This window comes from Amycolatopsis umgeniensis (assembly GCF_014205155.1).
Taxonomy (GTDB): Bacteria; Actinomycetota; Actinomycetes; order Mycobacteriales; family Pseudonocardiaceae; genus Amycolatopsis; species Amycolatopsis umgeniensis.
On sequence record NZ_JACHMX010000001.1, the window covers coordinates 5,415,438 to 5,438,863 of the forward strand.

Annotated in this window: 25 protein-coding genes; 9 read left to right on the plus strand and 16 right to left on the minus strand. The window is 68.1% G+C overall.

Features of this window, described 5'->3' with window-relative positions; genetic code table 11:
• Positions 1 to 6: 6 nt before the first annotated feature.
• Both HDA45_RS25745 and HDA45_RS25750 read right to left on the minus strand, forming a co-directional pair.
• Positions 7 to 1,797, minus strand: a complete 1,791-nt coding sequence (locus HDA45_RS25745; protein ID WP_184899454.1) for an ATP-binding protein — start codon at positions 1,795 to 1,797, stop codon at positions 7 to 9.
• 107 nt (positions 1,798 to 1,904) lie between these two features.
• On the minus strand, positions 1,905 to 2,189 hold the full coding sequence (locus tag HDA45_RS25750; RefSeq protein WP_184899456.1) for an SAV_915 family protein: 285 nt from the start codon (positions 2,187 to 2,189) through the stop codon (positions 1,905 to 1,907).
• An 83-nt stretch (positions 2,190 to 2,272) separates the two neighbouring features.
• On the opposite strand from HDA45_RS25750, the gene HDA45_RS25755 reads away from it, so the two are divergent.
• The gene (locus HDA45_RS25755; RefSeq protein WP_184906021.1) at positions 2,273 to 2,962 is read left to right on the plus strand and encodes a hypothetical protein; all 690 of its coding nucleotides are present in this window, start codon (positions 2,273 to 2,275) and stop codon (positions 2,960 to 2,962) included.
• Positions 2,963 to 3,046: 84 nt separating this feature from the next.
• Here HDA45_RS25755 and HDA45_RS25760 read toward each other — a convergent pair whose 3' ends face one another.
• Entirely contained in the window at positions 3,047 to 4,414 is a 1,368-nt protein-coding gene (locus HDA45_RS25760; protein WP_184899458.1) for a cation:dicarboxylate symporter family transporter, read from the minus strand.
• A gap of 100 nt (positions 4,415 to 4,514) precedes the next feature.
• A complete protein-coding gene (locus HDA45_RS25765; RefSeq protein WP_184899460.1) occupies positions 4,515 to 5,153 on the minus strand; it encodes a Maf family nucleotide pyrophosphatase in 639 nt (212 codons plus the stop codon).
• Positions 5,154 to 5,319: 166 nt separating this feature from the next.
• Here HDA45_RS25765 and HDA45_RS25770 point away from each other — a divergent pair, with 166 nt between their 5' ends.
• Positions 5,320 to 7,125, plus strand: coding sequence for a glycoside hydrolase family 3 N-terminal domain-containing protein (locus HDA45_RS25770; protein ID WP_184899462.1), 1,806 nt, complete (start codon positions 5,320 to 5,322; stop codon positions 7,123 to 7,125).
• Positions 7,126 to 7,204: 79 nt separating this feature from the next.
• Here the strand turns inward: HDA45_RS25770 and HDA45_RS25775 are convergent, their stop codons facing one another.
• Positions 7,205 to 8,818 carry a DHA2 family efflux MFS transporter permease subunit gene (locus HDA45_RS25775; RefSeq protein ID WP_184899464.1) on the minus strand — a complete coding sequence of 538 codons (1,614 nt, stop codon included), beginning with the start codon at positions 8,816 to 8,818 and terminating at the stop codon, positions 7,205 to 7,207.
• Positions 8,799 to 9,425: a PadR family transcriptional regulator gene (locus HDA45_RS25780; RefSeq protein ID WP_184899466.1), complete on the minus strand. Its 627-nt coding sequence runs from the start codon at positions 9,423 to 9,425 to the stop codon at positions 8,799 to 8,801. Before HDA45_RS25780 ends, HDA45_RS25775 begins: the two co-directional genes overlap by 20 nt.
• 158 nt (positions 9,426 to 9,583) lie before the next feature.
• On the opposite strand from HDA45_RS25780, the gene HDA45_RS25785 reads away from it, so the two are divergent.
• Positions 9,584 to 10,963 carry a serine hydrolase domain-containing protein gene (locus HDA45_RS25785; RefSeq protein ID WP_184899468.1) on the plus strand — a complete coding sequence of 460 codons (1,380 nt, stop codon included), beginning with the start codon at positions 9,584 to 9,586 and terminating at the stop codon, positions 10,961 to 10,963.
• Here the strand turns inward: HDA45_RS25785 and HDA45_RS25790 are convergent.
• The 8 genes from HDA45_RS25790 to HDA45_RS25825 all read right to left on the minus strand — a co-directional run bounded on the left by HDA45_RS25790 (position 10,960) and on the right by HDA45_RS25825 (position 17,094).
• Positions 10,960 to 11,280: a hypothetical protein gene (locus HDA45_RS25790; protein WP_184899470.1), complete on the minus strand. Its 321-nt coding sequence runs from the start codon at positions 11,278 to 11,280 to the stop codon at positions 10,960 to 10,962. The two genes, HDA45_RS25785 and HDA45_RS25790, sit on opposite strands and share 4 nt — an antisense overlap.
• Entirely contained in the window at positions 11,277 to 11,483 is a 207-nt protein-coding gene (locus tag HDA45_RS25795) for a DUF397 domain-containing protein (RefSeq protein WP_184899472.1), read from the minus strand. The genes HDA45_RS25790 and HDA45_RS25795 overlap by 4 nt, the downstream gene beginning before the upstream one ends.
• Before the next feature lie 197 nt (positions 11,484 to 11,680).
• Complete coding sequence (locus HDA45_RS25800; RefSeq protein ID WP_184899474.1) at positions 11,681 to 12,514, minus strand: Scr1 family TA system antitoxin-like transcriptional regulator; 834 nt, start codon at positions 12,512 to 12,514, stop codon at positions 11,681 to 11,683.
• A 118-nt stretch (positions 12,515 to 12,632) separates the two neighbouring features.
• On the minus strand, positions 12,633 to 12,851 hold the full coding sequence (locus HDA45_RS25805; RefSeq protein WP_184899476.1) for an acyl-CoA carboxylase epsilon subunit: 219 nt from the start codon (positions 12,849 to 12,851) through the stop codon (positions 12,633 to 12,635).
• Positions 12,848 to 14,485, minus strand: a complete 1,638-nt coding sequence (locus HDA45_RS25810) for an acyl-CoA carboxylase subunit beta (protein ID WP_184899478.1) — start codon at positions 14,483 to 14,485, stop codon at positions 12,848 to 12,850. Before HDA45_RS25810 ends, HDA45_RS25805 begins: the two co-directional genes overlap by 4 nt.
• A 58-nt stretch (positions 14,486 to 14,543) precedes the next feature.
• Complete coding sequence (locus tag HDA45_RS25815; RefSeq protein WP_184899480.1) at positions 14,544 to 15,206, minus strand: response regulator; 663 nt, start codon at positions 15,204 to 15,206, stop codon at positions 14,544 to 14,546.
• Complete coding sequence (locus HDA45_RS25820) at positions 15,203 to 16,354, minus strand: sensor histidine kinase (protein ID WP_184899482.1); 1,152 nt, start codon at positions 16,352 to 16,354, stop codon at positions 15,203 to 15,205. The genes HDA45_RS25815 and HDA45_RS25820 overlap by 4 nt, the downstream gene beginning before the upstream one ends.
• Positions 16,355 to 16,674: 320 nt before the next feature.
• Entirely contained in the window at positions 16,675 to 17,094 is a 420-nt protein-coding gene (locus HDA45_RS25825) for a MarR family transcriptional regulator (protein WP_184899483.1), read from the minus strand.
• A 98-nt stretch (positions 17,095 to 17,192) separates the two neighbouring features.
• On the opposite strand from HDA45_RS25825, the gene HDA45_RS25830 reads away from it, so the two are divergent.
• The gene (locus HDA45_RS25830) at positions 17,193 to 17,762 is read left to right on the plus strand and encodes a flavodoxin family protein (protein WP_184899485.1); all 570 of its coding nucleotides are present in this window, start codon (positions 17,193 to 17,195) and stop codon (positions 17,760 to 17,762) included.
• On the opposite strand, the gene HDA45_RS25835 is transcribed toward HDA45_RS25830, so the two are convergent.
• The gene (locus tag HDA45_RS25835) at positions 17,759 to 18,559 is read right to left on the minus strand and encodes an NAD(P)H-dependent oxidoreductase (protein WP_184899487.1); all 801 of its coding nucleotides are present in this window, start codon (positions 18,557 to 18,559) and stop codon (positions 17,759 to 17,761) included. The two genes, HDA45_RS25830 and HDA45_RS25835, sit on opposite strands and share 4 nt — an antisense overlap.
• Positions 18,560 to 18,602: 43 nt before the next feature.
• Here HDA45_RS25835 and HDA45_RS25840 point away from each other — a divergent pair, with 43 nt between their 5' ends.
• The 5 genes from HDA45_RS25840 (at position 18,603) to HDA45_RS25860 (ending at position 22,981) form a co-directional block, all read left to right on the plus strand.
• Positions 18,603 to 19,613, plus strand: coding sequence for a GlxA family transcriptional regulator (locus HDA45_RS25840; RefSeq protein ID WP_184906023.1), 1,011 nt, complete (start codon positions 18,603 to 18,605; stop codon positions 19,611 to 19,613).
• A 61-nt stretch (positions 19,614 to 19,674) separates the two neighbouring features.
• Positions 19,675 to 20,391: a lysoplasmalogenase family protein gene (locus HDA45_RS25845; protein WP_184899489.1), complete on the plus strand. Its 717-nt coding sequence runs from the start codon at positions 19,675 to 19,677 to the stop codon at positions 20,389 to 20,391.
• Positions 20,392 to 20,458: 67 nt separating this feature from the next.
• Positions 20,459 to 20,776, plus strand: a complete 318-nt coding sequence (locus HDA45_RS25850) for an ArsR/SmtB family transcription factor (RefSeq protein WP_184906025.1) — start codon at positions 20,459 to 20,461, stop codon at positions 20,774 to 20,776.
• The gene (locus HDA45_RS25855; protein ID WP_184899491.1) at positions 20,773 to 21,213 is read left to right on the plus strand and encodes an SRPBCC family protein; all 441 of its coding nucleotides are present in this window, start codon (positions 20,773 to 20,775) and stop codon (positions 21,211 to 21,213) included. The genes HDA45_RS25850 and HDA45_RS25855 overlap by 4 nt, the downstream gene beginning before the upstream one ends.
• A 4-nt stretch (positions 21,214 to 21,217) precedes the next feature.
• Complete coding sequence (locus HDA45_RS25860) at positions 21,218 to 22,981, plus strand: S9 family peptidase (protein WP_184899493.1); 1,764 nt, start codon at positions 21,218 to 21,220, stop codon at positions 22,979 to 22,981.
• On the opposite strand, the gene HDA45_RS25865 is transcribed toward HDA45_RS25860, so the two are convergent.
• Entirely contained in the window at positions 22,978 to 23,412 is a 435-nt protein-coding gene (locus tag HDA45_RS25865) for a VOC family protein (RefSeq protein WP_184899495.1), read from the minus strand. The genes HDA45_RS25860 and HDA45_RS25865 overlap by 4 nt on opposite strands.
• Between the last annotated feature and the right edge of the window lie 14 nt (positions 23,413 to 23,426).

Genomic DNA, 23,426 nt, shown 5'->3' on the forward strand with positions numbered 1-23,426 from the left:
CATTCGTCAGTCTTTGAGCTCGAACAGCTGGGTTCCCTGCGTCACGGCGGTGCCGACCTCGACCGAAAGGCCGGTCACGGTACCCGCTTTGTGCGCGGTGACCGGGTTCTCCATCTTCATCGCCTCGAGCACGACGACCAGCTCACCCGCTTCGACCTGCTGGCCTTCTTCGACGGCGACCTTGACGATGGTGCCCTGCATCGGCGCGGTGACGGCGTCGCCGCTCACCGCGGCCTTGGTGCCGCCCGCGCGCTTGCGCGGCTTGGCCTTGACGGCCGTGCCGCCGCCACCGCCGTCGAGAGAGAACCCGCCGGGCAGCGACACCTCGAGACGACGTCCGCCGACCTCGACGACCACGTTCTGGCGGGGCTGCTCTTCCTCGGCCTCGGCGGCTTCCGGGGCGACGAACGGCTCGATCTTGTTCTCGAACTCGGTCTCGATCCAGCGCGTGTGCACGCTGAAACCGTTCTCGTCGCCGATGAACGCCGGGTCGTCCACGATCACGCGGTGGAACGGCAGGACCGTCGCCATCCCGTCGGCGACCATCTCGGCCAGCGCCCGGCGGCTGCGTTCGAGCGCGTTCTGCCGGTCGGATCCGGTGACGATCAGCTTCGCGAGCATCGAGTCGAACTGGCCGCCGATGACGCTGCCGGACTCGACACCCGAATCGACCCGGACGCCCGGGCCGCTCGGCGCGACGAACTTCGTCACGGTGCCGGGCGCGGGCAGGAAGCCGCGGCCGGCGTCCTCGCCGTTGATGCGGAATTCGATCGAGTGACCCCGCGGTTCCGGGTCTTCGGTGATGCGGAGCTTCTCGCCGCGCGCGATACGGAACATCTCGCGCACGAGGTCGAGGCCCGTGGTCTCCTCGGACACCGGGTGCTCGACCTGCAGCCGCGTGTTGACCTCGAGGAACGAGATCGTGCCGTCGACGGCGACGAGGTACTCGACCGTCCCGGCGCCGTAGTAGCCGGCTTCCTTGCAGATCGCCTTCGCGGACTCGTGGATGCGCTTGCGCTGCTCGTCGGTCAGGTACGGCGCGGGCGCCTCCTCGACCAGCTTCTGGTGACGGCGCTGCAGCGAGCAGTCGCGGGTGCCGACGACGATGGCGTTGCCGTGCTGGTCGGCGAGGACCTGCGCCTCGACGTGGCGCGGCTTGTCGAGGTAGCGCTCGACGAAGCATTCGCCGCGGCCGAAGGCGGAGATCGCCTCGCGGGTCGCGGATTCGAAGAGTTCCGGGATCTCCTCGCGGGTGCGGGCGACCTTGAGGCCGCGGCCGCCGCCGCCGAACGCGGCCTTGATCGCGACCGGGAGGCCGTGCTCGTCGGCGAAGGCGACGATCTCGTCGGCGTTCTTGGCGGGGTCCTTCGTACCGGGCACCAACGGGGCTCCGGCGCGCAGCGCGATGTGGCGCGCGGTGACCTTGTCGCCGAGGTCGCGGATGGCCTGCGGGCTCGGGCCGATCCAGGTCAGCCCGGCGTCGATCACCGCCTGGGCGAAGTCCGCGTTCTCGGAGAGGAATCCGTAGCCGGGGTGAACCGAGTCCGCGCCCGACCGTTTGGCGGCGTCGAGCAGCTTGTCGAAGACGAGGTAGCTCTCGGCCGCGGTGGTGCCGCCGAGCGCGAAGGCCTCGTCGGCGAGGCGGACATGGGGTGCGTCACGATCCGGATCGGCGTAGACGGCCACGCTGGTCAGCCCGGCGTCCTTCGCCGCCCTGATCACCCGTACCGCGATCTCGCCGCGGTTCGCGATCAGGATCTTGGTCACCGGACCACCTGTGCCGGCCTGCTCGGTCACGCCGTACCTCCTGCGTTCGCACGTCGGGCCGCCCCGATGCGGCTCCGCAGCAGTTTACGGAAGTTCCCGCCCTGATTGATGAGAGCAAGGCCACCCAGTGACTTCGTTTATACCAGCGCCTCGCGGTGCCGCAGTTCTTCTGGAAGGTCGGAATCGAGCACGATCAGGTCGTACGGCTGGACCTGGTAGACCCGGCCGAGGTGCTCGGCCTTGACCAGTGCCCACGGCTGGTGCTCGCCGCAGCATTCGACCAGGCGCTGCACCGAACTGAAGGCGATCAGCGCCATCCGGCCGTCGCTGGTCCTGCGGAGTTCGATCTCGGCGCGCGTGAAGTCCTTCGGCTTTTTCGCCGTGGGGAGGAACAGGGCGTTGGGCAATCCGGGGTTCGTCACGGGAACAACATAGACGTGCACTCTGCGCTAGATCACTTACGCTCTCGGATATGCGGACTCAGGAAGCGCGGACGCCGCGATCGGTGCTGTTCACCGCGCTGCTGGCCGTCGTGGTCACGGCGGGGGTGATCGTGGCCGTGATCCTGCTCCGCCCGTCCGCCCCGGCGCCCACCGGCGAGCCCGGCGCCGCTCCGCTGCCCGACGGCGCCCCGAGCGCGCCGAAGGTCAACTGCGGCCACTCGGCCTGCCGGGAGATAGGCGCGATGACCGTCGGCGGGGTGCCCGTCGTGCTGCTGGCCGACGAAGCGGGCAAACAGGGCGTGGTCCGGATCGGGGCGGACGCGGTGTTCCCGTTGATCATCAACGACCTGGGGGTCACCCTCAAGGGCGATTCCTTGCGCTGTGTCGACGGCGCGACGCCGGTCTGCCTGGTGCGCGGCGAAACCGGCGGCGGTTCGGCGGGCGAGTTGCTGGTCGCGCGCGGCGGGGTCTGGCGGGATCCCGGGAAGCCGTACTTCTCCGACGCCGGGACGGTCGTCCTGAACGACGTGACCGCCGACGGGATCGCGGACGTCATCGTCGTGCGGCACGAGTGCCCCGGCGCGCAGTCCGGCTCGGCCCGGTGCCAGGCGGCGCCGGTGCTCGCGGAGGTCTACGACGTCGCCCGCGGCTCGGTGGGCTGCACGCGCCGGTACACCGCGCCTTCGGAGCTGAGGGGCTGGCCGGACGTCCGACTCACGAAGGCGGACCTGCGACCCTGCCCGGAGCGATAGCAAGGGACCTTTGCTCTCGTTAGTTAGCGTGCTAAGCAACGAGAGCAAAGGTCCCTTGCTATCGCCTGGGACTGAAGAGAACCGCTACGCGCCAGCGGCGGCGGGCTCCTTCTTCTCGGAGGTCGTAGCCGCTTCGCCGTTCTCAGTGGGCGAAGGGTCTGTCGGCGAGTTGAGCACCTCGTCGTCCAGCAGGCCTTCGCTTCGGGCGACGACGACCGGCACGACGATCTGGCCCGCGACGTTCGTCGCGGTGCGGATCATGTCCATGATCGGGTTCACCGAGTAGATCAGCGCGATCCCGAGCGCGACCTGCTGCGCGTCGAGTCCGATGAACGCGGTGGTCAGGGTCAGCGCGGTCAGCCAGCCGGTGGTGCCCGCGGTGGCCAGCGCGCCGAGTACGGCGACCACGACGATCCCGAGGTACTGCCAGAAGTTCAGCGAGACACCGGACAGGTTCGCGATGAAGATCGCGCCGATCGCGGGGAACACGGCGGCGCAGCCGTCCATCTTCGTGGCGCTGCCCAGCGGAGCCGCGAAGGCGGCGTACGCGGGCTGGACGCCCAGGTTCACGGCGGACTGCCGGGTCAGGGGCAGCGTCGCGGCCGAGGACTGCGAAGCGAACGCGAACTGGATCGCGGTGCCGGCCTTCGAGAAGAACGTCAGCGGGCTGACCTTCGCCACGAACTGCAGCAGGATCGGGTAGACCACCAGGAGCACCACGAAGCAGCCGACGTACACCGCGAGAGTGGTGGTGAGCAGCGGCCGGAACAGGGCGTCACCGTAGTTCGCGACCGCGGCGCCGATCAGGCCGACGATGCCGATCGGGGCGAGCCGGACGATCCAGCCGAGGTAGCGCTGGATGATCTCGAAGACGCTGGTGGTGAAGTCGACGAACGGCTTGGCCCGGTCGCCGAGGCTGTAGGCCGCCGCGCCGATCAGCACGGCGAGGAACAGCACCTGCAGCGTCGAGCCCTCGGTGAAGGCGGTGAAGAAGTTCTTCGGCAGGAAGCCTTCGACGAAGGCGCTCCAGGAGCCCCAGTTGTCGACGCTCTTGGTGGCCTTGTCGGCGTTCTTCGCGGTCGCGGCGATGCCCTCGCCGAGTCCGCCGCTGCCCGGGTTGAACAGCTTCGCGACGGCGATGCCGATCAGCGACGCGATGAACGAGGTGATCGCGAACCACAGGACGGTCTTCCCGCCCAGCCTGGCGGCCTTCTTGCCGCCGCCGAGGTTGCGCAGGCTGTTGATGCCGACCACGATCGCCGTGAAGACCAGCGGGATCACCGCGATCTGCAGCAGCGTCGTGAAGATCGTGCCGATCTGGTCGAGCAGGTCGGTCAGCCAGCTCGCCTCGGTCGTCCTGGCGACGACGCCGAGCAGGGCGCCCACGACGAGCGAGCCGAGGACCGCCGCCGCGAAGACCTTTGGCCTTGTGTAGGTCCGAATGAAAGACACGGGGCGACTCCGGTGCGTGAAAGTTTCCTGATTTCCCGAACGTGAAGAACGTTCGACCCGTCAGGACTCTTCCGGATCACCCGATCGTGTGGGAGTCGTCTCAGGATGCGGGACGAGTCCACAGCTCGATGACGCTCACGCCGACCTCCGTCAGCAAGCGCCGGGTCAGCGGCAGGCTGATCCCGATGACGCTCGAGAAGTCGCCGTCGATGCCCTCGATGAACCATCCGCCGCGTCCGTCCAGCGTGAAGCCGCCCGCCACCTGGAGCGGTTCGCCGGACGCGATGTAAGCCTCGATCTCCTCTTGCGACGGCGTGCCGAAGCGGACGGTGGTGCCCTCGGTGCCCGAGGCCTCCTTCGTCCTTTCACCGTTCTCGACGCGGATGATCGCGTGGCCGGTCAGAAGTTCACCGGTTTTGCCCGCCATCGACGCCCAGCGCTCGCGCGCGGCCTCCGGCGTAAGCGGCTTCCCGACCATCTCGCCGTTGATCGACAGCATCGAATCGCAGCCCACGATGACCATGTCGGCATGTCCGTCGTGGGATCCGATGAGCGTCTCGAAAACCGCTTCGGCCTTCGCGACGGCGAGCGCGCGGACCAGCTCCACCGGGGCCGGATCGGTCAGGGACGCGGCCACCGCGTCCTCGTCGACGCCGGAGACGACGACGCTCGGATCGAAGCCGGCGGAACGCAGGACGCCGAGGCGGGCGGGGGACTGGGAAGCGAGGACGAAACGCACCTCCGAAAGGTACTCGACGGCCCTCCGTTGCCTAATTGTGACCTGGGACACCCGGACGTGGAGTTAGTTTGTTGTGGCGCGCAACATATGGATTGTTCGAGCTACGGAGGAACCAATGTCGCCCCGCCTCCGCGTCAGAAGATCACTTCGCACGACGCAAACCACAGTGCTCGCAGGCCTGGTCCTGGCCGGTTCGGCCCTGACGCCGATGGCGTCGGCCGCCCCGGGGCCGGTGTACAAGAATCCCCACGCCCCGACGTCCGTGCGGGTGAACGACCTGCTCAAGCGGATGAGCCTCGACGACAAGATCGGCCAGATGACCCAGGCCGAACGCGGCGCCGTCACCCCTGAGCAGGCCGCGGCCCTCAAACTGGGGTCCTTGTTGTCCGGCGGTGGTTCCGTCCCCGCCTCCAACACGCCGACCGGCTGGGCCGACATGGTCGACTCGTATCAGAAGGCGGCGGTCTCGACGCCGCTCGGCATCCCCACCATCTACGGCGTCGACGCCGTGCACGGCCACAACAACGTCTACGGTGCGACGATCTTCCCGCACAACATCGGCCTCGGCGCCGCCAACAATCCGCGCCTGGTCGAGAAGATCGGCCGCGCGACGGCGCTGGAAGTCGCCGGAACCGGGCCACAGTGGGACTTCTCGCCGTGCCTCTGTGTCGCCCGTGACGATCGCTGGGGCCGCACGTACGAGTCCTTCGGCGAAACCCCGCGTGACGCCATCGCCAACGCTTCGGCCATCACCGGTCTCCAGGGGCGCAAGCTCGGGGAGAAGCCGGGCTCGGTGCTCGCGACCGCGAAGCACTACGTCGGCGACGGCGGCACCACCAACGGTGTCGACCAGGGCAACACCGAGATCAGCGAACGCGAACTGCGCCAGATCCACTTGCCGCCGTTCCGTGAGGCGATCGATCGCGGTGTCGGCTCGGTGATGATCTCGTTCTCCAGCTTCCAGGGGGTGCGCATGCACGCCCAGCGCTACCTCATCACCGACGTCCTCAAGAAGGAACTGCGGTTCCGGGGCCTGGTGATCTCGGACTACAACGCGATCAACCAGATCGACGGGCAGGAAGGCTTCACGCCCGAAGAAGTGCGGCTTTCGGTCAACGCGGGCATCGACATGTTCATGGTCCCGTGGGACGCGCCGCAGTTCATCGCCTACCTCAAGGCCGAGGTCGACGCGGGCCGCGTCTCGCGCGACCGGATCGACGACGCGAACCGCCGCATCCTGGCGGAGAAGTTCGAGCTCGGCTTGTTCGAGCATCCGTACACCGACCGTTCGCTCCAGAAGACGTTCGGCAGCAAGGAACATCGCGAGCTGGCCCGGCAGGCCGTCCGTGAATCCCAGGTGCTGCTGAAGAACGACGGTGTGCTGCCACTGGCGAAGAAGAACAACAAGATCTTCGTCGCGGGCAAGAACGCGGACGACATCGGCAACCAGGCGGGCGGCTGGACGCTCACCTGGCAGGGCCAGAGCGGCCCGGTCATCCCGGGCACCACCGTTCTCGACGGGCTGAAGTCGGGAGCGGGGAAGGGAACCACGGTGACCTATGACCGTGAGGGTGACGGAATCGACGGCAGCTACAAGGCCGCCGTCGCCGTGGTGGGCGAAACGCCGTACGCCGAAGGGCAGGGAGACCGGCCCGACGGGTTCGGACTCGACGCGGAAGATCTCGCCACGATCGCCAAACTGAAGAGTTCCGGGGTTCCGGTCGTCGTGGTGACCGTGTCCGGGCGTCCGCTCGACATCGCCGCGCAACTGCCGCGCTTCAACGGACTCGTCGCCGCCTGGCTCCCGGGTAGCGAAGGCGCCGGTGTCGCCGATGTCCTCTACGGCGACTACAACCCGACAGGAAAGCTGACGTTCAGCTGGCCGGCCAGCGCGGCGCAGGAGCCGGTGAACGTCGGTGACGGCAAGAAGGCGCTGTACCCGTATGGCTTCGGCCTGCGGTACCGCCGGTAGGAAGCTTCCGCCCTCCCGCGGATGAGATGAACGGCCCGTTCCGCACGGAACGGGCCGTTCATCGCCGTGAGCGGGAAGGTCAGGCGGCGCTCGTGGCGGGTTCCGGAGCCGGGGCGGGAGGAACGCGCGGAGCCGGACGACGCATCGTCAGCGCCGCGAGCACGCCCAGTATCAGGACGGCGGCCGGAAGCAGCAGGGTCACCCGTGCCGCGTCCGTCAGTCCATTGTGGACGGCTTCCAGGGCGAGCCGCTGAGCCTGCTCCGCCACGTCCGCGGGAAGCCCCGGCATGGCCGTCTGCCCGGAAGAACCGAATTCCCCGGTCGACTCCGCGGCTTTCGTGATCCCTTCCGCGAACGGGGCGCGGTACTGCTCCGGCAACGCCGTCGCCGCGGTCGCCGCCTCGTCGGCGATCGAAGCGCTGATCCGCGCCTGCAGCAGCACGCCGACGGCGGCACTGCCGAGGACGCCGCCGACCTGGCGCGCGGTGTTGAAGATGCCCGACGCGGTCCCGGTGAGCCGCGGTTCCACCGAACTCATCGCGATGTTGCCCATCGGCGCGAAGATGAACCCGATCCCGGCGCCCGCCACGAGCAGCGCCGGGGTGAGCGTCCACGCGTTCGCGCCCGCCCGGGCGATCAGTGCCACCAATCCCATCCCCGTCGCCAGCGCGGTCAGGCCGATGATCAGCAGGACCTTGCCGTTGACCTTGTCCGAAGCGCGGCCGACGAACGGGCCGATCATGCCTGCCAGCAAAGACATCGGCGCGAACAGCAGGCCGGACATCGTCGGCGACTCGCCGAGGACGGCTTGGATGTAGATCACCAGCGGCAGGAACATGCCCGTCATCGCGAAGCCGACGGTGACCGAGGTCAGCGTCCCGGCGGAGAAGTTGCGGTTCGAGAAGACACTCAGCGGGAGAAGCGGTTCTTTGCGGTTGAACCGTTGCCACACCACGAAAGCGACCAGCAGGGCCACTCCGGCACCGATGAACTCGAACACGGTGATCGGGCCGAGTACGCGTCCCCAGTCGTAGTGCTGTCCATTTTGGACGCCGTATACGACAAGGAACAGGCCGGCCCCGGAGAGCAGGATCCCGGGGACGTCGAAGGAATGCGAGTGTCTCGGCTGCCAGTCCGGCACCTTGAGCAACGCCAGCGCGAGCGCGACCACGCCGACCGGCAGGTTGACGAAGAAGATCCATTCCCAGCCGAGGTGGTCGACGAGCACGCCGCCGAGCAGCGGCCCGACGATGGCCGCGATCCCGGCGACCCCGCTCCACAGTCCCATGGCGGGGCCGCGTTTCGACGGCGGGAACAGATGGCTGATGAACGCCAGGGTCTGCGGCGTCATCAAAGCGGCGCCGAGGCCCTGCACCGCGCGGGCGGCGATGAGCATCTCGACCGAGCCGGAGAGCCCGCACCACAGCGAGGCCAGCGTGAAGACCACGAGGCCCGCCAGGTAGACCCGTTTCGGGCCGAACCGGTCGCCGAGGCGGCTGGCGAACAGCATCGGCACCGCGTAGGTGAGCAGGTAGACGCTGATCACCCAGACGATCGCGTTCAGCCCGGCGCCGAGTTCGCGCAGCATCGCGGGGATCGCGGTCGAAACGATCGTGGTGTCCAGCAGGATCATGAAGAAACCGAGGCACAGCGCCGAAAGCGCGGCCCAGGGATTAGCTTGTCTTGCGTTCATCGATGTCGTCCTCGGTGACCAGGTTCAGTTTCGGCGTGCAGTGGTCCTGGAAGTGGATGCGACCGGATTCCAGGTCTTCGACGAGTTTTTGGGTCCACTCGAGCTCGAAGGCCCGCCGCGCGGTGGCGTAGGACCAGTCGAGCCAGTAGATCTCGGGGAGTTTGTGTTCGTTGACCAGGCTTTCGAGTACGACCTGGTCGGAGGCGGCGGAGGCCTGGAGCCGCAGCACACGGTGCTTGAGCTGGGTGATCGACATTTCCGGGCCGAGTTCGTCGATGACGGCGAGGGCGCTGAGGTACTCGGGGTACTCCTCGGCGGGCGTGCTCAACATGTCCTGTGCGCGGTCCACGAACTCGTCGCGGCCGGCGTCCGTCATCGCGTAGACGGTGCGCTCGGGGCGCTTCCCGTCTCGCTGTGTTTCGACGATCTCGACGAAACCGTTCTGCTGCAAGCGATCCACCGCGTGGTAGAGCGATCCCGCCTTCACCTTGACGCGGGTGCTGACATAGCGCTCCTTCATCAGTTGCGCCATCTCGTAGGGATGCATGGGCCGCTCGTGGAGGAGCTCCAGCACCGCCATGGCGAGCGGAGTGAGTTTCGCGGCCATGCATGATCCTCTCGGAAGATTCCGTGCCGATTATTCCGCGTGGACTATATGGCACGAGTCCCGTCCACCTCAAGCGAGCCCGCTACTTGCGTACGTCGATCGCATATGCGTACGGTGTGCGCAAGACGAGAACGACGTACGCAAACGAAGGGGAAGTCATGACGAACACCGCGAACTGGGACTCGAAGCGCTGGCAGGCCAAGCTGGACGAGCTTCGCGCCGCCTACCACGTTCCGGGCGCCGTGCTCGCCGTTCTGACCGGCGGCGAGATCCACGAACTCGCGAGCGGCGTCCTGCACCGCGGGACCGGGGTCGAGGCGACGACCGATTCCGTCTTCCAGCTCGGTTCGATAGCCAAGATCTACACCGCGACCCTGGTCATGCGGCTGGTCGAAACCGGCGAGCTGGACCTCGACGCGCCGGTGGCCGAGGTGCTGCCGGAGTTCGAGACGATCGACCCGGAGGCGACCAGGGCGATCACCATCCGGCGGCTGCTGAGCCACACGAGCGGCCTCACCTGCGATTTCCACCTCGACACCGGCCGGGGCGACGACTGCATCGCCCGGTTCGTCGAGGCGAGCAAGGGGATCGCGATGGACTGCCCGCCCGGGACGGCGGTCTCCTACAGCAGCGTCGGTTTCCAGGTGCTCGGCCGCATCGTCGAGGTGGTGACCGGGCTGACCTGGGATCAGGCGCTGAAAGAGCTGATCTTCGCGCCGCTGGGGCTGAAGCAGTCGATGACCTTGCCCGAAGAGGCGCTGAGTTTCCGCGCGGCGATGAGTCACCTCGGGGAGCCGGGTCAGGATCCGGAGCCCGCGCCCGCCTGGGATCTGATGCCGCGCTCGGCGGGACCGGGCGCGCGGGTGATCGCCTCCGCCGGCGACGTCGTCCGGCTCGCGCGGATGCACCTCGACGGCGGTGCGGCGCCCGACGGAACCCGTGTCCTGGCACCGGAAACGGTCGAGACGATGCAGCGCCGCGAGACCGACGTCCCCGACAAGTGGACGGTCAGCGCGGACGGCTGGGGGCTCGGCTGGACGCTCTACGACTGGGACGGCACGCCCGGTTTCGGTCATGACGGCGCGGCCATCGGGCAGTACGCGTACCTGCGGGTGGTCCCGTCCGCGGGCGTGGCCATCGCCTTGGTGACCAACGGCGGCGGCGCCCGGCAGCTCTACGCGGCCTTGTTCCGTGAACTGCTCGAGGAGTTCGCCGACGTCCGGATGCCCGACGCCTTCGCGCCGCCCGCCGAACCTCCGGTGGTGGATCCGGCCCGGTTCGCGGGCGTCTACCGCCGCGAAGGCGTTGTCATCACGGTGACCGCGGATTCACGGCTGAGGTACGAATTCGTCGACGGGATGAAGGACTTCTCGCCGCCGCTGGACATGGATCTGACGCCCGTCACGGACACCGTCTTCGCCGCGTCGGGGGCCGGGCCGTCGTTCAGCGAAGACTGGATGCCTGTGGTGTTCTCGACGCTTTCGACCGGTATGGAATGCGTGTACATCGGGATGCGCGCGGCCCCCAAGGTCGCCTAGTTCAGGCGTCTCGGCCCGATTTCGCGGTCGAGGAAGCGGTGGTACTCGATGGCCGCCACCGAGTTCTCCAGCTGTTCGAACGTCGGTGCGGGGAGCGCGCCGTTGAAGACGATCGTCAGGCTCTTGCGCGGGATGTTGATGACGTACGGATCGACTCCGAGTTCTTCGCAGTTCTCGCGCAGGACGGCGGTCCAGTGTTCCAGGTCCTCGTCTTCACCGAGGTGCTCCCAGCGCGCGACGATCCAGTTGCCGTTGATCAGCTGGCCCGCCATCTCCCGCGGATCGTGGACCATGTACGGCTCGGCGACGTCGTTCATCGGCCAAGGTGATCGAGCAGCGCGGCGAAGGACTCGGCCGGGAGCACCAGGATCGGCCGGGTCTCGTCCGGCAGTGCCCCTTGTTTGGTGTCGCGGATGCCGACGAGACCGGGCGAACCGCCGACCTCGACGCAGGCGTTCTCTTCCCAGTGCGTGTAGGTCGACTTGTGCCAGTCGGTCATGCGTTCGTGCCAGGTGGTCATCGGAGGGCCTTTCCCCAGTGACTGTTTCGGCAAGTAGACGGGTTGCGCGGCGGCAAGGTTGGCGAGATCGGGTGATCTGTTCCCGTTCGTCGGTGAACGGCTCCGGTGATCGCGTTCGGCGCACGAAAAGTGGCCTTCACCGCAAGCTGGTTTACTCACGATGCACCGTCGGACTGCATAGCGCCAAGGGTCTTTGGTCACCAACGAGATTCGGTCGCGAGCTGTCGGTAGTCGGTCGCGATCCGCGACAGATGGGCGCAGGCGACGTCGTCGTAGGTGGCGTAGCGCTCGACTTCCGCGAAGTTCTTCTCGTAGTCGGTGACTTCCCGCTCGTCCGTGACGAGCGCCGTGGCCGTCTGCGTCCCGAGAAGGACCGCGCGGGAGTCGTAGATGTCGAAACCGTGGAGGACGGGGACCGAAACCGGGGTGGTCCACGGGATCACGCCGAGCCGCACCCGGCCGCGGCAGGACACTTCGATGAGGTGACCGAGCTGCGCCTGCATGGTCGCCGCCCCGCCCATGTTCCAGCGCAGGGCGCCCTCGGTCAGCACGAAGTGGAAGTCACGGTCCGAGTCGAGGATCCGCTGGCGCTCCAGCCGGGCCTCGACCGTCTGGTCGCGTTCGCCGTCCGGCAGGGAATCGCCGAACAGCGCGGTGATGTAGTCGCGGGTCTGGAGCAGGCCGAACACGATGGTCGGCTGGAAGCTCCGGATCCGGGCGGACGCCGTCTCGATCTTGCCGATGCGCTGCTGCATCCGCCAGGCACCGCGCTGGAGGACGACGCGGGCGGAGGACGCTTCTTCGCGAAGGTCCCGCGTGATCGCCACCAAGGCCCGCCGGATCTTCGCGGGCGCGCCGTAAGCCCGGCACAGCGCGACGACCTGATCCTCGGTCGGCATGAACGCGCCGGTTTCCACCCGCGAGACCTTGGACTGGCTGAGGCCGGTGAGAACCGCCGCCTCGGTACCGGACAACCCGGCGGCTTTGCGCAGACGGCGCAACTCGGCGGAGAGATGGTCTTGGTTCGTCACGCACGGCTTTCTGGGGCGATCGCGGGTACCGAAGACCTGGCGAACCGGACGAGCCGGACCGCCAGATCTGACACGATAACCCGCGCGATCCCGATCCGCGCTTTTCGAGCGAACTGTTTCAGCGAGGGAGAGCCGAAGCCCGCCAGGCGCCTTCGCCCGGGGCGAGCGGGGCCCGCACGAGCGAGGCCTTGTCCGCCCACCAGGAGTCCTGTTTCCGGTCGGGTTCCGGGGCCCGCGCGCTCGCCGCCGCCGCGACGACGGCTGTCAGCGCGGCGAGTTCGTCGTCACTCGGCTCGCCGCGGACGACCCGCAGCAGCGGGGTTTCGGGCGCGCTCACAGCGGGATGTTCCCGTGCTTCTTGGGCGGCAGCGTCTCGCGTTTGCCCTGGAGCAGAGAGAGCGCCTTCGCGACGTGGCCGCGGGTGTGCGCGGGCACGATCACCGAGTCGACGTAACCGCGCTCGGCAGCCGCGTACGGATTCAGGAGCGTGTCTTCGTACTCCTGGATCAGCTCGGCGCGCAGCGCGTCGACGTCCTTGCCGTCGGCGGCGGCCGCGGCGAGCGTCTTGCGGTGCACGATGTTCGCCGCGCCCTGTGCGCCCATGACCGCGACCTGCGCCGTCGGCCACGCCAGGTTGATGTCCGCGCCGAGGTGCTTCGACCCCATGACGTCGTACGCGCCGCCGTAGGCCTTGCGGGTGATGACGGTGACCAGCGGGACGGTCGCTTCGGCGTAGGCGTAGATCAGCTTCGCGCCACGCCGGATGATGCCGTTCCACTCCTGGTCGGTACCGGGCAGGAAGCCCGGGACGTCGACGAAGGTCAAGACCGGGATGTTGAACGCGTCGCAGGTGCGCACGAACCGCGCGGCCTTCTCGGACGCGTCGATGTCGAGGCAGCCGGCGAACTGGGTGGGCTGGTTCGCCACGATGCCGACGCTGCGCCCGTCCACCCGGCCGAAACCGACGATGATGTTGGGCGCGAACAGTTCGTGCACCTCGAGGAAGTCGCCGTCGTCGACCACGCGGTTGATGACCTCGTGCATGTCGTACGGCTGGTTCGGCGAGTCCGGGATCAGCGTGTCGAGCTCGCGATCCGACTCCGTGACGTCGTCGAAGAACCCGCCCGCGGGCGAGTCCGTCTCGAACAGCGGGGCCTCGGAGAGGTTGTTCGCGGGGAGGAACGAGAGCAGCTCCTTGACGTACGCGATGGCGTCTTCGTCGTCGGAACCGAGGTAGTGCGCGACACCCGAACGGGTGTTGTGCGTGCGCCCGCCGCCGAGCTCCTCGAAGGAGACCTCTTCGCCTGTCACGGTCTTCACGACGTCGGGGCCGGTGATGAACATGTGCGAGGTCTTGTCGACCATCACCACGAAGTCGGTCAGCGCGGGGGAGTAGACGTGCCCGCCCGCGTTGGCGCCCATGATCAGCGAGATCTGCGGGATGACGCCGGACGCCTTGACGTTGCGGTTGAAGATCTCGCCGTACAGCCCGAGCGAGACGACGCCTTCCTGGATCCGCGCGCCGCCGCCCTCGTTGATGCCGACGATCGGGCGGCCGGTCTTGATCGCCAGGTCCATCACCTTGACGATCTTCTCGCCGTACACCTCGCCGAGCGAACCGCCGAAGACGGTGACGTCCTGGCTGAACACGCACACCGGACGGCCGTCGACGGTGCCGTAGCCGGTGACGACGCCGTCGCCGTAGGGCCGGTTCTTCTCCTGGCCGAAGTTGACCGAGCGGTGCTTCGCCAGCTCGTCGAGTTCGACGAACGAGCCCTCGTCCAGCAGCAGTTCGATCCGCTCGCGGGCCGTCTTCTTGCCCTTGGCGTGCTGTTTCTCCACCGCCCTCGCGGAACCCGCGTGCACCGCCTCGTCATACCGGCGGTACAGGTCGGCCAGCTTGCCGGCCGTGGTGTGGATGTCCGGTTCGTCCTCGGGCGGCGTCCCGAGCGGCTCCGTCGCACTGCTCATGAATCCGCAGCCTAGCTACTCAGCGGTCACTTCGCGTGTGGCGTAGGCAACGTCCCGGCTAGAGGGCGGCGCGCACCAGACCGGACTCGTAGGCCGCGATCACCAGCTGCGCCCTGTCCCGTGCCGCGAGTTTGTGCAGGAGACGGCCGATGTGCGTCTTCACCGTCGCCAGCCCGAGGTGCAGCGTGCCGGCGATCTCGTCGTTCGACAGGCCGCGCGCGATCAGGCTCAAGACCTCACGCTCGCGGGTGGTGATGGTGTCGAGCGACGGCGCGACGCGCTGGCCGGATTCGGGCAGCCGGGCGAATTCGGCGATGAGCCTTCGCGTGATCGAGGGGGCGAGCAGTCCTTCACCCGCCGCGACGACCCTGATCGCTGTCAGCAGCTCGGCGGGCGGAGTGTCCTTCAGCAGGAATCCGCTCGCGCCCGCGCGCAGCGCCGAATAGACGTAGGCGTCGAGATCGAAGGTCGTCAGCATCAACACGTGGACGCCTTCGGTGGCGGCCGAGGCGCAGATCCGCCTCGTCGCCTCGATCCCGTCGAGTTCCGGCATGCGGACGTCCATGAGCACGACGTCCGGGCGCTCCTTCTCGGCCAGTTCCGCCGCCTCCGCGCCGTTGCCCGCCTCCCCGACGACCTGGAGGTCCGGCGCGCTGTCGACGAGCACGCGGAAGCTGCCGCGCAGCAACGCCTGGTCGTCGGCGATCAGAACGCGGATCATCGTGTCCCCACTTCCTTGACGGCGTACGGCAGCCGCGCGAACACCCGGAATCCCCCGGCGGACCGTGGTCCCGCCTCGAAGTCACCACCGTAGACGGCGACGCGTTCGCGCATGCCGATCAAACCGTGCCCGCCGGTGGTCGAGGTCGCGCCTTCACCGCGGCCGTCGTCGACGATCTCGACGCTGACCTCTCCCGGGCCTTCGGTGATCGTGATCCGGCAGACCGACGGCCCCGCGTGCTTCCAGACGTTGGTCACCGCCTCCTGCGTGATGCGGTAGACCGAAAGCGCGACGCCTTCGGGAAGCTCGTCCACCCCCTCGCCGGTCAGCTCGACGCGCATCCCGGCCTCCCCGGCGCGCTCGACCAGCGTCCGCAGATCGGCGAGTTTCGGCGACGGTCCGAGCGCGACCTCGGGGGTACCGTCGCCGGATCGGAGGACGCCGAGCATCCGCCGGAGTTCGACGAGGGTTTCGCGGCTGGTGAGTTCGATGATCCGCAACGCTTCGCGCGCTTCTTCGGGTTGCTCCTTCGCGACGTGATTGCCCACCGCCGCCTTCACCGCGATCAGGCTCATGCTGTGCGCGACGACGTCGTGCATCTCGCGCGCGATGCGCAGCCGTTCGTCGGAAACCGCCTGATCGGCCTGGGACTCGGCGAGCAGGGCGAGGTTCGACTGCCGTTGCCGCGCCGTCCAGCCCAGCGCCCACGAGCCCGCCACCCCGCCGCCCGCCAGTGCCGTCGAAGCGAGCGTGCTCGGCCCGAGCTGAAGGAACTCCAGGAACGCGACCACGACCAGGCCCGCGCCCATCGCGATCAGTGAACGGGAACGCGGGTACTCCAGCGCCGTCGTGTAGAGCGCGGACGCGGTGGCCAGCGCGGCAGCCGGGCCGAGGCCGCCGCCCGCGAGCGAGGCGGGGATCAGTGTGGTCAGCGCGAGGGAGTAGGCCGTCACCGGCCGGTGACGGCGCAGCAGGATGGCGATCGCGCAGGCGCCGGTCGCGGCCCACGCGAGCCAAACCGGGATCGGGACGTTGAACGTCCACGTGTTCGCCGCGAGGTTCCCGCCGACGGCCACCACGAGCACCAGCGCGACGAGGATGTCGATCGTGTACGCCACCCGGTTAGGGAGCGCAGACGGCTGTTTCATAGGGCGAACCTAGCCGGGCGTGCGACTTCCGCGCGTCCGTCCGGTGGAGGTCATCCTCAGGGTGGAGATCGGCTTCTCGTGACTGGTCCGGTCGTGGCTGGACTAGGTCGGAGAGGTGGGGGTTGTGTGGAAATGGGGACGTTGGATGTCCCTATTTCCACACAGCCCTCTCGGGCCAGGGGTGAAGGGGCCCCATCGCTTCGTCTGATGAAGCGAAAGGGCCCTTCGGGTCTTGTCGGGAGCGGGGTCGCGGGGCGGGGAGTGCACCCAACGCGGCATCGAGAGTCCCGATCGCGAGACCGTCGCGCCGGGACACACCCTCACGACACGCTACGAAGCGCGGTTACAGCGCCCTTCAGCTCCGGGTCGGCTTCGGCCTTGTCGAGCGCAGCCGCCAGTACCTCCCGGTAGGTCGGCTCGGTTTCGGCGTGCCTTTTCCTGCCTTCCTTGGTGATGCACGAATACACGCCGCGGCGGTCGTTCTCACAGGGGTCGCGTTCCGTCAGGCCGGCGTCTTCGAGGCGGACGACCATCCGGCTCACGGAACTCTGGTTGAGCCCGATCGCCTCGGCGAGTTCCTGCATGCGCAGGACGCCCTTCCCGGTCGCGGCCAGCTTGCCGAGCGCGCGGAACTCGGAGAGACCGAGTCCGTGCCGTCGCTGCAGTGCCTTCGCGAGTTCCTGCTCGATACGCCCGTGCAACGCGAGGACGCGGCCCCACGCCAGTTCATCGCCGGTCACGGCGACCTCCCTTGATTCCTTGACACCAGTTTACATGCAGTGACAGAATCTGCTTGCACATACATTTACTTCGAAATCACTTCTGGGGGGGGGTCGCGATGGCCGAAGATCGAAGTTTCCTGTTCCTTCTCGGGAGCGCCCGCGCCGGCGGCAACACGGAGATCCTGGCGAGGAGGGCGGCCAAGGAGCTTCCTCGTGGCGTCGGGCAGCGGTGGATCCGAACGGCCGAGGTCCCGTTGGCGCCTTTCGTCGACCGGAAGCACGACGGTGAGGATTTGGTGCCACCGGCCGGAAACGAGCGGTTGCTGCTCGACGCGACCTTCGCCGCCACGGATCTGGTGATCGCGTCGCCGGTGTACTGGTACAGCGTTTCGGCGTCGATGAAGCTGTACTTCGACCACTGGGCGGGTTGGCTGGATCAGCCCGAGTTGGAGTTCAAGGCGCGGATGCGCGGAAAGACCCTGTGGGGCGTGAGCGTGCTCGCCGAGCAGCCGGAGCAGGCGGAACCGCTGATCGGGACCTTGCGCAAAACCGCCGAATATCTCGGAATGCGGTGGGGTGGGCAGTTGCTCGGCAACGGGAGCCGCCCTGGTGATGTCCTGCTCGACGAGGGTGCGCTCAAGTCGGCCGAGGCCTTCTTCGCGGGCGCGGACCTCGTGCGCGTCTAAAGGAGGTGAACGCCGTTCCCGCTCCGGCCGGGGGCGAGATCCGCGCGGAGGACCAGGTCCTCGTCGTAGTCGCCGCCGTTCTGACGGCGGAACGGGATCGGGTCGCGTGTGGACAGTGTCCGCAGCCGGTCGCGCAGCGCTTCGACGGCGGCGTCGTACTGCTCAGGGGAAACGCGGTCCGCTCCGCAGACCGTCACTGGGGGGAGGACAGACATTCCGGCGTACCACAGGGTTCCGTGCTGCAGCGGGAACAGCAGGTCGTCGATCTCGCCGTTCACGCCGCGCGGTCCGATCGTGGCCTCCGGTGCGCCCGCGGTCAGCAGGACCATGGCGCGCTTTCCGGCCAGTGCCCCTTCGCCGTAGCGCGACGTCTTGCCGTCGGAGCGCCGCACCCCGTAAGCGAAACCCTTGACGAAGACACGGTCGAACCAGCCCTTGAGGATCGCGGGCATTCCGTACCACCACAGGGGGAACTGGACGATCACGGTATCCGCCCAGTCCAGTTTTTCGTGCTCCGCGCGGATGTCGTCGCTGAGTTCGCCGGTCTCGAAGGCGGTCTTCGACGTCGAGCCGACGATCAGCCGATCGCTCTGTCCCGGCTCGAACGGCGCCGCCGAACCGGAATGCGCGGCCGCGCCGAAGTCGTCGGCGTCGACGACGGCCTTCCACTTCATCGCGTACAGGTCGGATTCCCGGACGTTCGCCCCCTGCGCGCGGAGCGTGCGCAACCCTTCGTCACGCAGCGCGCCGCCGAGGGAACGGGGTTCCGGATGCGCGAAGATCCACAACACGTTCATGTCACCACCGTCCCCCGGGCTCCCGATCGACGCGAGTGGCCCGATGGCCAACATGTGCAAGAATCGAGCCATGGGCATTTACGCGTATCCGGACCGTCATCGGGTCGCCGTGCTGGTCCGGCACGGCATGCTGGTGATGGAGCTGGGCATCGTCACGCGGCTGTTCGGCACGGCCAAATCGGCCGACGGCGAGAAGCTCTACGACGTCGTCACCTGCACGCCGGAGCCGGGGGAGATCCGGACGGACGCCGATATCACCATCTCCGTCCCGCGCGGGCCCGAGGTGCTGGCCGAGGCCGACACCGTGGTCATCCCGGCGTCGTCCACCGAGTACGAGCCGACAGGGCAGGATCTCACCGAGCCGCTGGCCTGGGCGCTGGAGCTGATCCGGCCGGACGCCAGGATCGCGTCGATCTGCACGGGCGCCTTCGTGCTCGCCGCCGCCGGCCTGCTCGACGGCCGGAAGGCGACCACGCACTGGCGTTCGGCGCTGGACTTCCAGGCGAAGTTCCCGAAGGTCGCCCTCGACCCCAACGTGCTCTACACCGACGACGGCAACGTGCTGACAGCGGCGGGCGTCGCGTCCGGGATCGACCTGTGCCTGCACATGATCCGCTGCGATCACGGTGCCTCCGTCGCGAACGAGGTCGCGCGGGGAACGGTCGTCTCGCCGCACCGGGAGGGCGGGCAAGCGCAGTTCATCCGGCGCCCGGTCCCGGAACCGCAGTCCTCGTCGACGGCGGCGGCGCGGGCCTGGGCGCTGGAAAACCTCGACAGGCCACTGACGTTGCGCGAACTCGCGGCGAAGGAGTCGATGAGCACGCGGACGTTCACGCGGCGTTTCCGGGACGAGGTCGGGGTTTCGGCGTTGCAGTGGCTGACCCAGCAGCGGGTCGAAAGGGCCCGTCAGCTGCTCGAGGAGACCGATTTGCCGGTGGACAGGGTCGCCACCGAGGCCGGTTTCGGCACCGCCGCTTCGCTGCGCCAGCATCTGCAAGCGGCGCTGGGGGTCTCGCCGAGCACGTACCGAAGCACCTTCCGTGAGGCCGTTTAGGAGAGGCGCAGCGAGCTGACTTCCTGGTAACTTACCCAGAAATAAGTTCCGGAGGTGGTCAGTGCCTACAGCGCCTGCAGCGAAGGCCCTCAAGTTCGCCGAGCGTGTGCTGTTCGGCGTCGCCGCGATCGGCACCGTGTATTCCGCCAGGACGGGCAACCGGCGGTTGCAACTGGTGACCAAACCGGCCGCGGTCCCTGTGCTCGCCGCTCGCGTCGTCCGGGCGCAAACGCTTGCACCGGGGGAGAAGGGCCTGCTCGTCGCCGGTCTGGTCGCGGCCGGCGCGGGCGACCATTTCATGGGCAGGTCGCACGAGGACGGCGAGCTGATCAAGGGCGCGACTTCGTTCGGTGTGATGCAGGTGCTGTATTCCGCGCTGCTGTGGCGTCGTGGTGCTCGTCCGCGTCCCGCGACGGCGCCGCCCCGGCTCGCGGCGTGGGCGGCGGCCGCGGTCGCGATGGCGCTGCCGAAACCGTCTCCGGTTTCCTCGGTGCTCTCGGTCTACGGAGGCTTGCTGAGCACGACGTCGACCCTCGCGGCCGACCCGGCCTTGGCGCCGAAGGCCAAGGTCGCGGGCGGGATGGTGGTCCCGTCGGGCGATCGCCGGACCTGGATCGCCGCCGGGGCCCTGCTGTTCTCCGCGTCGGACCTGGCGATCCTCATCCGCCGCAACTTCGTCACCAGCGAGCGGGTGCGGGCCAACCTCGAGACCTTCGTGCTGACCTCGTACCTCGCCTCGCAGTGGCTGCTCGTCGAGGGTATGACCGCGGAAGACTAAAAAGTTAAGTACTTACTTGACTATCGCGCGACGCGGGCGCATAGTTAAGCATGTGCCTAACCAATGGTTGGATCAGGTGTTCAAGGCGCTGTCCGACGGGACGCGCCGCGAAATGATCGAGCGCCTCACCCGGGGACCCGCCTCGGTGGGGGAGCTCGCGCAGCCGTTGTCGATGTCGCTGCCCGCCGTGATGCAGCACCTCCAGGTGCTCGAAACCTGCGGGCTGGTCCGGACGGAGAAGGCAGGGCGCGTCCGCACCTGCCACCTCGAACCGGACGGTCTGCGGAGGGCCGAAGACTGGCTCGTCGGGCAGCGCACCGGCTGGGAACACCGCCTCGATCGCCTTGGTGGCTTTCTGGACTCCGATGAAGGGAAACGGTCATGACGGTCAAACACGCCACTTTCACCCTCGAACGCGTCTATTCCGTGCCGCCGGAACGGGTTTTCGCGGCCTGGGCCGATCCCGCCGAGAAGGCAGGCTGGTTCACCGTGTCCGGCGGTGAGCATTCCCTGGACTTCCGCGTCGGCGGCCGCGAGGTCACCACGGGGCCCACCGGCGACGGGCGGAAGCTGATCGCGGACTCGCGCTACGAGGACATCGTCGACAACGAGCGGATCGTCTACGCGACGACCCTGTCCACCGACGACGTCCTCGCGACCGTTTCGCTCACGACGGTGCTGCTCGAAGCCGAAGCGGGCGGAACCCGGCTGACGTTGATCGAACAGGGTACTTTCCTCGACGGGCACGAAGAACCGAATTGGCGGGAGCAGGGCACCGGCTGCTGGCTCGACGACCTGGGCAAGGCCTTGTCGGCATCATGAAGGCATGCTGACCGCTGAGTTGATCGTCGACAGCCGTTTTCCCTCGGAACCCGCGCTCTCCCCGGACGGGAACTGGGTCGCCTACCAGGTCTCGACCATCACGAAGGGCGTCCCCGAGATCTGGCTCGCCGCCGTGGACGGCAGCGAGAAGCCCCGGAAGCTGGCTGAAGGGTCCTCGCCCCAGTGGTCCGCGGATGCCCTCTATTTCCTCCGGGACGGCCGTGTCCGTTCGGGGGACGAGGAACTGTTCGCTTGGCGGAGTGAGATCTCCGGGTTCCTTCCGCTGCACGACCGGATCGTGTTCATCGCCGAGGACGAGACCCCCGCGCCGGCCGTCTGGGTCTGGAGTGAGAGCCTCCGCCCGGCGCGGCTGCGGGGTTTCGACCCGCGTACCGGCGAGATCGAGACGCTGGTCGAGGACCACGTCGTCGCGGTTGCCCGCCGTCCGGACGACAAGGCGCTCGCCGTCGTCACCTGGCCGACGCCGGAGCTCGAACCGGGCGGTCTCGAACCCCGGCTTTCCTTGCTGGACCTGGAAACCGGTGAGCGGCGCGACCTCGGCCAGGTCGCGTTCGAAGCCGCCGGCCCCGTTTGGTGGCGGGAAGAGGACGGCTGGCACATCGCGTATCTCGGGAATCCGGAGCCGGTGGGTGGCCGGGCGGTCTTCGACGTCGCCGTGGAAACGGGGGAACATCGGAACCTGACCGAGGAATCGACCTGTCCGGTCAAGCTCGCGCAGGTCGATTCCGGTGCTCCTCTGGTGCTCGTCGCCGACGGGCTCGACACTGCCCTCCATCGGCTCGGGTCCGGCGAAGTGTCGTTCTGGCGTGGGCAAGCCGACGCGGTGGCCTCGAACGGCGAGATCGTGGTCACCGTGCTGAGCACCGCGTACGAGCCGAAAGATGTCCATTGTGGACCGATCGGCGAGCCGTTGACACGGGTCAGCGACACGGCACCGGAATTCGCCGGGATTTCCTGGGGCTCCCAGGAGCGGTTGTCCTACAAGGCGTCCGACGGCCTCGCGTTGGACGGCCTGCTCGTTCTGCCGCCGGGAAAGACCCGGGGCGAAGGACCTTTCTCGCTCATCACGGTGCCGCACGGCGGACCTTACGACCGGTCCGCGGACCGCTTCCATCTCGGCTGGTTCCCGTCCGCGCAGTGGCTGGCCCTGGCAGGGCACGCTGTCTTCCTGCCGAATCCCCGTGGGGGACAAGGTCATGGGCATGAATTCGCCGCTTCCGTCGCGGGGCGGGTAGGCCTGGAGGAATGGAGCGATCTCGAGACCGGGATCGATCTCCTCATCGCCGAAGGAGTGGCCGATCCGGAGCGGCTCGGGATCGTGGGCGGGAGTCACGGCGGATTCATGACGGCCTGGGCCGTCGGACAGACCCGCCGGTTCAAGGCGGCGCTGACGGTGGCCGGGATCTGTGACTGGGGAATGCTCGCCGCGACCGGTGAACTCGGTCCGCTGACGGAAGCCGCGCATGGCGGGAGTATCGGCTGGGAAGGGGCAGGCCCGCACCGGCACGATCAGCTCAGCCCGATCTCCTACGCGTCGAAGATCGAGACCCCCGTGCTGATCGTGCACGGTGCGGAAGACACGAACGTCCCGTTGTCCCAGGCGGAGTTCTTCCACCGCGCGCTACGCCACTTCGGCGTCGAACACGACCTCGTCGTGTATCCCGGCGAAGGGCACTCGCTCCGCGGGCGGGAGCACCAGCTGGACCTGCTCCGCCGCTCTCGCGAATGGTTCGCCCGGCTGCTCTAGCTCCAGTCGGCCTGCGGCTCACCAGGAATGTGCGTGCCGAAAGTCCATTCGTATCCCTCGAGATCGTCGACCCGGCAACGGTAGTTGCCCCATTCGGTGTTCGCCGGTTCCCAGACCGGCTTCGCCCCGGCTTCGATGGCAGACGTGAAGACGGCGTCCACGGCCTCTTGCGTCGCAAGACTGACGTAGAGGCCGTGGCCGACGGTCTCCCCCTTGCGGGTCGCGCGGTCGTAGTCGTCCTCCGCGCTGAACACGATGATCGAGGCCCCGCCGCGACGCAGTTCGGCGTGCTGGATCAGGCCCTTGTCGTCGGGGAACTCCATGAGGGTCTCGAAGCCGAAGGCCTGTTCGAGCCAGCGAAGTGCCTTCGGCGCGTCGCGGTAGGCGAGGTAGGAGTGGAGGGAAGCGGGACGGGCGGTGGTTTCGGTCATGGGCACAGCTTGGC